The organism is Ectopseudomonas oleovorans (assembly GCF_003052605.1).
GTDB lineage: Bacteria > Pseudomonadota > Gammaproteobacteria > Pseudomonadales > Pseudomonadaceae > Aquipseudomonas > Aquipseudomonas oleovorans_A.
In genome coordinates, this window is the sequence record NZ_QASO01000019.1 from 1 (window position 1) to 7,848 (window position 7,848).

At 60.7% G+C, this 7,848-nt stretch carries 5 protein-coding genes; 1 reads left to right on the top strand and 4 read right to left on the bottom strand.

What is annotated here, in order from left to right; translation table 11 throughout:
- Positions 1–141 (top strand): transposase domain-containing protein (locus DBO86_RS03215; RefSeq protein ID WP_146173178.1); only part of this gene is annotated, 141 nt, incomplete at its 5' end.
- 35 nt (positions 142–176) lie between these two features.
- On the opposite strand, the gene DBO86_RS03220 is transcribed toward DBO86_RS03215, so the two are convergent.
- The 4 genes from DBO86_RS03220 to htpG all read right to left on the bottom strand — a co-directional run bounded on the left by DBO86_RS03220 (position 177) and on the right by htpG (position 7,743).
- Entirely contained in the window at positions 177–914 is a 738-nt protein-coding gene (locus DBO86_RS03220) for a dienelactone hydrolase family protein (protein WP_108232964.1), read from the bottom strand.
- Between the two features lie 94 nt (positions 915–1,008).
- Positions 1,009–2,013 (bottom strand): response regulator, encoded by a 1,005-nt coding sequence (locus tag DBO86_RS03225; RefSeq protein ID WP_108232965.1) that lies wholly within the window; start codon positions 2,011–2,013, stop codon positions 1,009–1,011.
- Positions 2,010–5,702 carry a PAS domain S-box protein gene (locus DBO86_RS03230; protein WP_108232966.1) on the bottom strand — a complete coding sequence of 1,231 codons (3,693 nt, stop codon included), beginning with the start codon at positions 5,700–5,702 and terminating at the stop codon, positions 2,010–2,012. The genes DBO86_RS03225 and DBO86_RS03230 overlap by 4 nt, the downstream gene beginning before the upstream one ends.
- A gap of 136 nt (positions 5,703–5,838) precedes the next feature.
- Positions 5,839–7,743, bottom strand: coding sequence for a molecular chaperone HtpG (gene htpG, locus DBO86_RS03235; RefSeq protein ID WP_003460566.1), 1,905 nt, complete (start codon positions 7,741–7,743; stop codon positions 5,839–5,841).
- Positions 7,744–7,848: the final 105 nt, after the last annotated feature.

The following is a 7,848-nucleotide window of genomic DNA, read 5'->3' on the forward strand; positions in this document are numbered from 1 at the left end:
GAAACTGCCAAAGCCAACGGGCAAGAGCCTTACGCCTGGTTGCGCCACATCCTTGAACGCCTGTCAGCGGCGAGCCGCGTCGAGGATTACGAAGCGCTGCTGCCGTGGAACTGCTCGCCAGCTTCTGCCTCTGCTTCCTGAAAAAACCGTCCGCCAGGACGGGGTTTATGGAGCGGTTACGCGGCGACCACCGGATGGTATTCGTTGCGACCCGGCACGTTGGCCTTGGGGTTGGTGAACGAGTGCACGGCGCCGCCGTAGCTCACCAATTGCCAATCAGTCTTGGCCGCCTTCATCTCGGCGATGAAGCCGTCGACCTGCGCCTGCGGTACGGCGGGATCATCAGCCCCATGCAGTACCAATACCGGCGCCTTGATGTTCTTGGCATCGGCCGGGTTGGGTGTATCCAGGTTACCGTGGAAGGAGACGAAGCCTTTCAACTGCGCCCCAGAGCGCGCGAGTTCCAGCACCGTGCCACCACCGAAGCAGAAGCCGATGGCACCCAGCTTGCTCAGATCCAGTGCCACCTCGCCGTTCTGCGCCTTGAGCACCTCGACTGCAGCCTGCGCCCGCTTGCGCATCAGCGGGCGATCTGCTCGCACGGCAGTGGCCGCAGCCCCTGCTTCTTCGGCATTGCTGGGACGAATGGATTTACCGTACATGTCGGCGACGAACACCACGTATTTGTCGCCTGCCGCACGGGCGGCCTTGGCCACGGTGTCTTCATTCACCCCCATCCAATTGGGAACGGCGAGCAGCCCAGGGCGCGGCGTGGTGACCGAATCGTCGTAAACCAGCACGCCTTCGAACGCTTCGCCATCGATTTCGTACGCAACTGTCTTGGTCACGACCGCCGCATTGGCAAGACCGGCGAATGCGGCGCACAACAGGGGAATCAGTGTCTTCTTCTGCATGGTGAGGCCTGCCCTTGGCAATGGTAGCCCCTAACAATAGCCTCACCTTCGACAATGACTAAGTCGAGAGGAGGCGGGTTTTAGACAGGAGATCTCAAGCGGCAGGTTGTTCGGCCCAGCGTTCCTTGATCTGCAGAATCTCGGGCAAACAAGCGATGAACAGCTCGACCAGACGCGGATCGAAGTGGCGCCCACTCTGTTCTCGCAGGAAACCGACTGCATCGTCCACGGGCCAGGCCTGCTTGTAAGGGCGCACGCTGGTCAGCGCATCGAACACATCGGCGATGGCGACGATGCGGCCCTCGAGAGGAATGTCTTCGCCACTTAGGCCATTGGGGTAGCCGCTGCCATCCCACTTCTCATGGTGCGACAGCGCGATCCGTTGCGCTGTGCGCAGCAGCCCCGAACTGTGCTCGCCGATGATTTTTGCTCCGATCTCCACGTGCTGGCGCATCACCTGCCACTCCTGCTCGTCGAGCTTGCCCGGCTTGCGTAGCACGGCATCGGGTATGCCAATCTTGCCGACATCATGCATGGGTGCCGCATTGAGCAATTCCTCGGCAGCGCTCTCGCTGAAGCCGGCGGCCAAGGCCAGCACCTTGGAGAAATGGCTCATGCGGATAACGTGCAGGCCGGTCTCGTTGTCCTTGTATTCAGCCGCCATGCCCAGGCGCTGGACGATCTGCAAGCGAGTCTGTTTCAGCTCATCGACCCGCACCAGTGACAGGTGGGTACGCACACGTGCACGCACGATCGGCGGGCTCACCGGCTTGGTGATGTAGTCCACCGCACCAACTTCGAAGCCGTGTGCCTCATCCTCGACATCGCCCAGAGCGGTAACGAAGATCACCGGAATCGTCTTTAGCAGAGGGTTGGCCTTGAGCCGCTCGCAGACCTCGTAACCGGTCATACCCGGCATCATCACATCGAGCAGGATCAGGTCAGGCCGTTCACGTTCGGCCATTTCCAGCGCGCGCGAACCCTCCTTGGCGAACAGCAGGCGATAGTCCTCTTGCAGGATATGGCGCAGCACCTGCAGGTTGGTGGGTTCGTCATCGACCAGCAGCAACAGCGGACGAGTATCGGCAGCCAGGGTCATGATGGGGTCGTTTCCTCGTCTTGCAGTCGCAGCAACAGTTGATCGAGCACCAGCAGAGCCTGATCGAAATCGAAATCTTCCAGCGCCTGACGCATATCGCTCAGCGCGGCGCCATAGGCTGTGCCCCTGGCGGCCTGCTCCATGACAGCAAGGGTTTCATCGTCCAGGCCGCCCCGCTGTAGCGCCTGTCGCAGCTGAATTGCCTGTTCACGCAGCGAGGGCAAGTCGACGGCCGCGCTTTCAGCCGAAGATACGACTTCCGGCACCTGCGGCACCACGTCCTTGACCGTCAGCAGAGCCTGCTCGAGTTCCACGATCAGTGCGGGTAACGCCTGCTCGTCTCGCCTCTGAAAGGCCCGTTCGATCGACTGTCCAAGGCTGGCAAGGCTGCTCATGGCCAGGTTGCCGGCGGCGCCGTGCAAACGGTGCGCGAGCGCCTCGCCTTCGCGCCAGTCGCGCGCCGTCAGCAGGTGACTGAGGCGCGCCGCCAGAGCATGCTGTTCGCCAATGAAGGTATTGATCGCCTGCGCCATACGCAGCGGCCCGCCCCACAGGCTGCTGCCACGGACCCAGTCGAACAGGCCATCGTCGGCAACCCGGGTGGCACTGACCACTGCGCTGGGCACATCGGTCAGGCCAAGCAGGCGGGCGATTTCCCAGAGCAGCGCGTTGACATCCAATGGCTTCGAGGCGAAACCGTTCATCCCAGAATCCAGGGCGGCCTGACGATCCTGATCAAGCACGCTGGCGGTCAGAGCAATGATCGGAATCGGCTCTCGCGCCTCGGCGGCTTCCAGTTGGCGGATCCGCCGCGACGCTTCCAGACCGTCGACACCCGGCATTTGCACATCCATCAGGATCAGATCGAAGCGCTGCTGGGTGAACGCCTGCAGTGCGCCTTCACCATCGGCGACGCAGTGAACGCGATGGCCGAAATGCTCCAGGGTCAGTTGCAACAGTTCGAGGTTCTGCGGCACGTCATCGGCCGCAAGAATGTTCAACTGCCCCAGCTCAGGCAGCACGGCACGTTGCTGCGAGGCCAGACGCTTGCCGGCACGCAGCGGCAACTCGACGCTGAAGCAGCTGCCCTGCCCTTCGGTACTTTCGACCCGCAAACGCCCCCCCATCAACTCGACCAACTGCCGGGAGATGGTAGTGCCGAGGCCGGTACCGCCAAAGCGCCGGCTCATCGAAGCATCAGCCTGAGCGAAAGGCTCGAAGATCTTCTCCAGGCGGTCGGCTGCGATACCGATGCCGGTGTCCTTCACCGCCAGGCGCATCGCGCCCGGCTCACCCGTCACCTTCAGGCGAACCTCGCCGTGCAGGGTGAACTTGACCGCATTACCGAGCAGGTTGGTCAGGACCTGTTGCAAACGCAGTGGGTCACCACAGAAGAACTCGTTGGTCGTTGCCGGGTAATCCAGATGCAGCTGCAGGCCTTTGCTTTCGGCCGTCAGGCGCTGCGCCGCGAGTACCTGCTCGCACAGCTCACGCAGGGAGAAATCCAGTTGTTCCAGTTCGATGGCACCACGGTCGAGCTTGGCCGTGTCGAGGATGTCATTGAGCAAGCCCAGCAACGAACGCGACGAATGCTGCACGGTACTCAGATGGCGACGTTGCTCACTGGAAAGCGGCGTTTCCAGCAGCAGGTCGGTAAAACCGATGATGGCATTCATCGGCGTACGAATTTCATGGCTCATGTTGGCCAGGAAGCTGCTGCGCGCGGCAGCGGCGGCCTCGGCGCGATCACGGGCAGCCCGCAGATCCTGTTCCATGACGCGGCGCGGGGTCAGGTCGGTCGCCAACTTGACGACCTTGAACGGTTTACCGTCGGTATCGAGGATCGGGTTGTAGCTGGCCTGAATCCAGACTTCCCGCCCGCCCTTACCAAAGCGCTGGTATTCACCTGCACGAAAATGACCTGCACGCAGATCCACCCAACCCTGGCGATAAGCATCGCTTGCCACCAGTTCAGGATCGCAGAACATGCCGTGGTGGCGCCCTATCACCTCCTCCTTGTCATAACCAAACAACGCCAGTGCATTGTCGTTGATGTCGAGGATATTGCCGTCGAGGCCGAACTCGATCAGTGCCATCGCCTTGCTGATCGCGGTGACCTTGCCTTCGTATTCGGCATTGCGCCGCTTGGTTTCGGTCTGGTCGAGCAATACGCCATCGATCCAGCGCGGCACACCGTTCTCGTCGCAAACTGCGCTACCACTTTCCCAGATCCAGTGCTCGGTTCCGCTACGATCAAAGAGACGATATTCGACGGTATAGTTGCACCCTTGCTCAATGGCCTGAACGACCTCGTCAACGACCCGCTGATAGTCGTCCGGGTGATACATATCGGCAATCGAACAGCGGCGACTGATGAAGTCGTCCGCGCTCCACCCCGTGAGGGTCTGCACCGCATCGCTGATAAATATCATGGTCCAGTCCCGGTCCAGCATGCAGCGAAACGACACACCAGGAATGTTGCTGATCAACGAGCGGTACTGCTGCTCGCTGTCACGCAGGGCTCTCTCCATGGCCTGTCTTTCGCTGATGTCGGCGACGAATACCACAAACAGCGGCCGGCTGCCTGAATGGGTAACGCCAACGCTGATGCGCACAGGTTTTTCTTCACCCTCTCGAGTCAGGCACACCAGCTCCTGCTCGCCCGCCGGCATCGTCAGGCGTCCGGTTCTGAGGTAGCTCTCCAGCAGTGCCTCCACCTGTTCGACATGGCTGGCAGGCATCAGCGAGCGCATGTGCATGCCCACCAGCTCGTGCGGTGACCAGCCGAATAGGCGCGAAACCGCACGATTGGCCGAGCGCACAGTGCCGGTGTGATCAACGGTGACGATGGCATCCAGCGCGGTATCGAAGATCGAGCGCAGATGCTGTTCGCTGGCCTTGAGCTGGAGGCTCATGCGGCGGTAGCGCAGCAGCGTGTTGACCGATACCACGAATACCGTAAGAGCTACGGTCAGCAGTGTGATGGCGATAGCGATATAGCCACTGTCGACCACCCCCATTGGCGCTACCGACTCCGGCGTACCGACGAAACGTGCCGCCGCCATGCTGGTGTAATGCATACTGCTGATTGCCAGGCCCATGACCAGCGCGCTGATCAGCAACGACCAGTACGTCGGCAGGCGTCCCTCCAGACCGAAGCGCACCCACAGCGCAACGATAGCCAGGGCGACGGCCACGACTATCGACAGCGCGAACATCCAGGGGTCATAACGCAGCAGCGGCGCCATCTGCATCGCCGCCATGCCGCTGTAGTGCATGGCACCAATACCAGCACCAACCAGCACACCGCCGACGCAGAGTTGCAGCAGGCTCAGATCACGTCGCGCCAACAGATTCAGGGCGACCCAGGAGGCTGCCAGGCTCGGCAGCATGGACAGCAGCGTGATACCCAGGTCGAAACGCACCGCCGCACACAGCTCGAAAGCGAGCATGCCGAGAAAGTGCATGGCCCAGATGCCACCGCCGAGCGCGAGGGAACCGGTAAAGATGGTGATTTGCCGGGCGACGGGGTGGGAACTGTCGCGCGCCTCACCAGCCAGTTGCAACGCCATGCCAGCGGTGAACACGGCAATGGCCAGTGACAACAGCACCAATTCGGGATCGTAGCGGCTGAGCACGAGAACACTAGGATCCGCGCCCATGATGAAGAACAACTCGAGAATCGACATGCAACCCCAAGGCACCGGCAGAAAGCCAGCCAATTGCCAGCATCTGAAACGACGGGGTCACACTTGTCAATTAAACCCGATCAATCACACCCATAGAAAAGCCCGCCGAAGCGGGCTTGTCCTATTGCCAGATAGATCAGGCGGAGAGCTCCACCAGCAGCTTGTTCAGGCGCTGCACGTAAGCGGCCGGATCCTTCAGGCTGTCGCCTGCGGCCAAAGCGGCCTGGTCGAAGAGAATGTGCGACAGATCAGTGAAACGGTCCTCGTCCGGCTCGGCATCCAGGCGCTCGATCAGCGGGTGCGCCGGGTTGAACTCGAAAATCGGCTTGGACTCAGGCACCTTCTGCCCGCTGGCCTCGAGAATCTGGCGCATCTGCAGGCCCAGGTCCTGTTCGCCAATGGCGAGGATCGCCGGCGAGTCGGTCAGACGATGCGACACACGCACCTCCTTGACCTGTTCGCCCAGCGCGCCCTTGAGACGCTCGATCAGTCCTTCCTTGGCCTTAGCCACTTCCTCCTGGGCCTTCTTGTCCTCTGCCGAGTCCAGCTTGCCCAGATCCAGGTCACCACGGGCCACGTCGACGAATTGCTTGCCGTCGAACTCGGTCAGGTAGCTCATCAGCCACTCGTCGATGCGGTCGGTGAGCAGCAGCACTTCAATGCCCTTCTTGCGGAAGACTTCCAGGTGCGGGCTGTTCTTGATCTGCGCGTAGGATTCGCCGGTGAGGTAGTAGATCTTGTCCTGACCGTCCTTGACCCGGCCCAGGTAGTCAGCCAGCGAAACCGACTGCTCGTCGCCCTCGCCAGCGGTGGAGGCGAAACGCAGCAAACCGGCGATCTTCTCCTTGTTGGCGAAGTCTTCCGCCGGGCCCTCCTTGAGCACTTGACCGAAGGCCTTCCAGAACACCTTGTAGTCGTCCGGCTTGTCCTTGGCCAGATTCTCCAGCATGTCCAGTACGCGCTTGGTCAGCGCCGACTTCATCGAATCGATGATCGGGCCGGACTGCAGGATTTCGCGGGAAACGTTCAGCGACAGGTCATTGGAATCGACCACTCCCTTGATGAAACGCAGGTACAGCGGCAGGAATTGATCGGCCTGATCCATGATGAACACGCGCTGCACGTAGAGCTTGAGGCCCTTGGGTGCTTCGCGGTGATACAGGTCGAACGGTGCACGGCCCGGCACGTAGAGCAGCGAGGTGTACTCCAGCTTGCCTTCGACCTTGTTGTGGCTCCAGGTCAGCGGGTTCTCGAAGTCATGGCCAACGTGCTTGTAGAACTCCTGATATTCCTCGTCCTTGATTTCGGTACGCGGGCGGGTCCACAGGGCGCTGGCGCGGTTGACGGTTTCCCACTCGACTTCGGCAGGCTTGTCCTTTTCTTCGCCATAGTGCTCTTTCGGCATTTCGATGGGCAGGGCGATATGGTCGGAGTACTTCTTGACGATATTGCGCAGGCGCCAGCCATCGGCGAACTCCTCTTCACCGCTCTTCAGATGCAGAACGATGCGGGTACCACGCTCGGCTTTCTCAACGGTGGCGACTTCGAACTCGCCTTCACCTTTGGATGACCAATGTACGCCTTCGCTGGCCGGGCTACCGGCACGGCGGCTGAACACCTCGACCTCGTCGGCGACGATGAAGGCAGAATAGAAGCCCACACCGAACTGGCCGATCAGGTGCGAATCCTTCTTCTGGTCACCGGAGAGATTTTTCAGGAAGTCGGCAGTGCCGGACTTGGCGATGGTGCCCAGGTGCGCGATGACTTCCTCGCGGCTCATACCGATGCCGTTATCTTCGAGGGTGACGGTCTTGGCATCCTTGTCGAACGACAGGCGGATCTTCAGTTCGGCGCCACCTTCGAGCAGCTCCGGCTTGGCCAGCGCTTCGAAACGCAGCTTGTCAGCGGCGTCTGACGCGTTGGAGATCAACTCGCGCAGGAAGATTTCCTTGTTCGAGTACAGGGAATGGATCATCAGGTGAAGCAGTTGCTTCACCTCGGTCTGGAAGCCCAGGGTTTCTTTTTGAGTTTCCACACTCATGGTCTGCTAACTCCATCTGTAGGACAGGAACCGCTATGGGGTACCTCTAAAAACTACCTGCGTTGCCATCGCTGCGTTAAAAACAGGCTCAAAATGCTCATTTAC

Coding starts and splice junctions, on each gene's coding strand:
- DBO86_RS03220 (WP_108232964.1), bottom strand. CDS start 914: ATGCAGAAGAAGACACTGATTCCCCTGTTGTGCGCCGCATTCGCCGGT.
- DBO86_RS03225 (WP_108232965.1), bottom strand. CDS start 2,013: ATGACCCTGGCTGCCGATACTCGTCCGCTGTTGCTGCTGGTCGATGAC.
- DBO86_RS03230 (WP_108232966.1), bottom strand. CDS start 5,702: ATGTCGATTCTCGAGTTGTTCTTCATCATGGGCGCGGATCCTAGTGTT.
- htpG (WP_003460566.1), bottom strand. CDS start 7,743: ATGAGTGTGGAAACTCAAAAAGAAACCCTGGGCTTCCAGACCGAGGTG.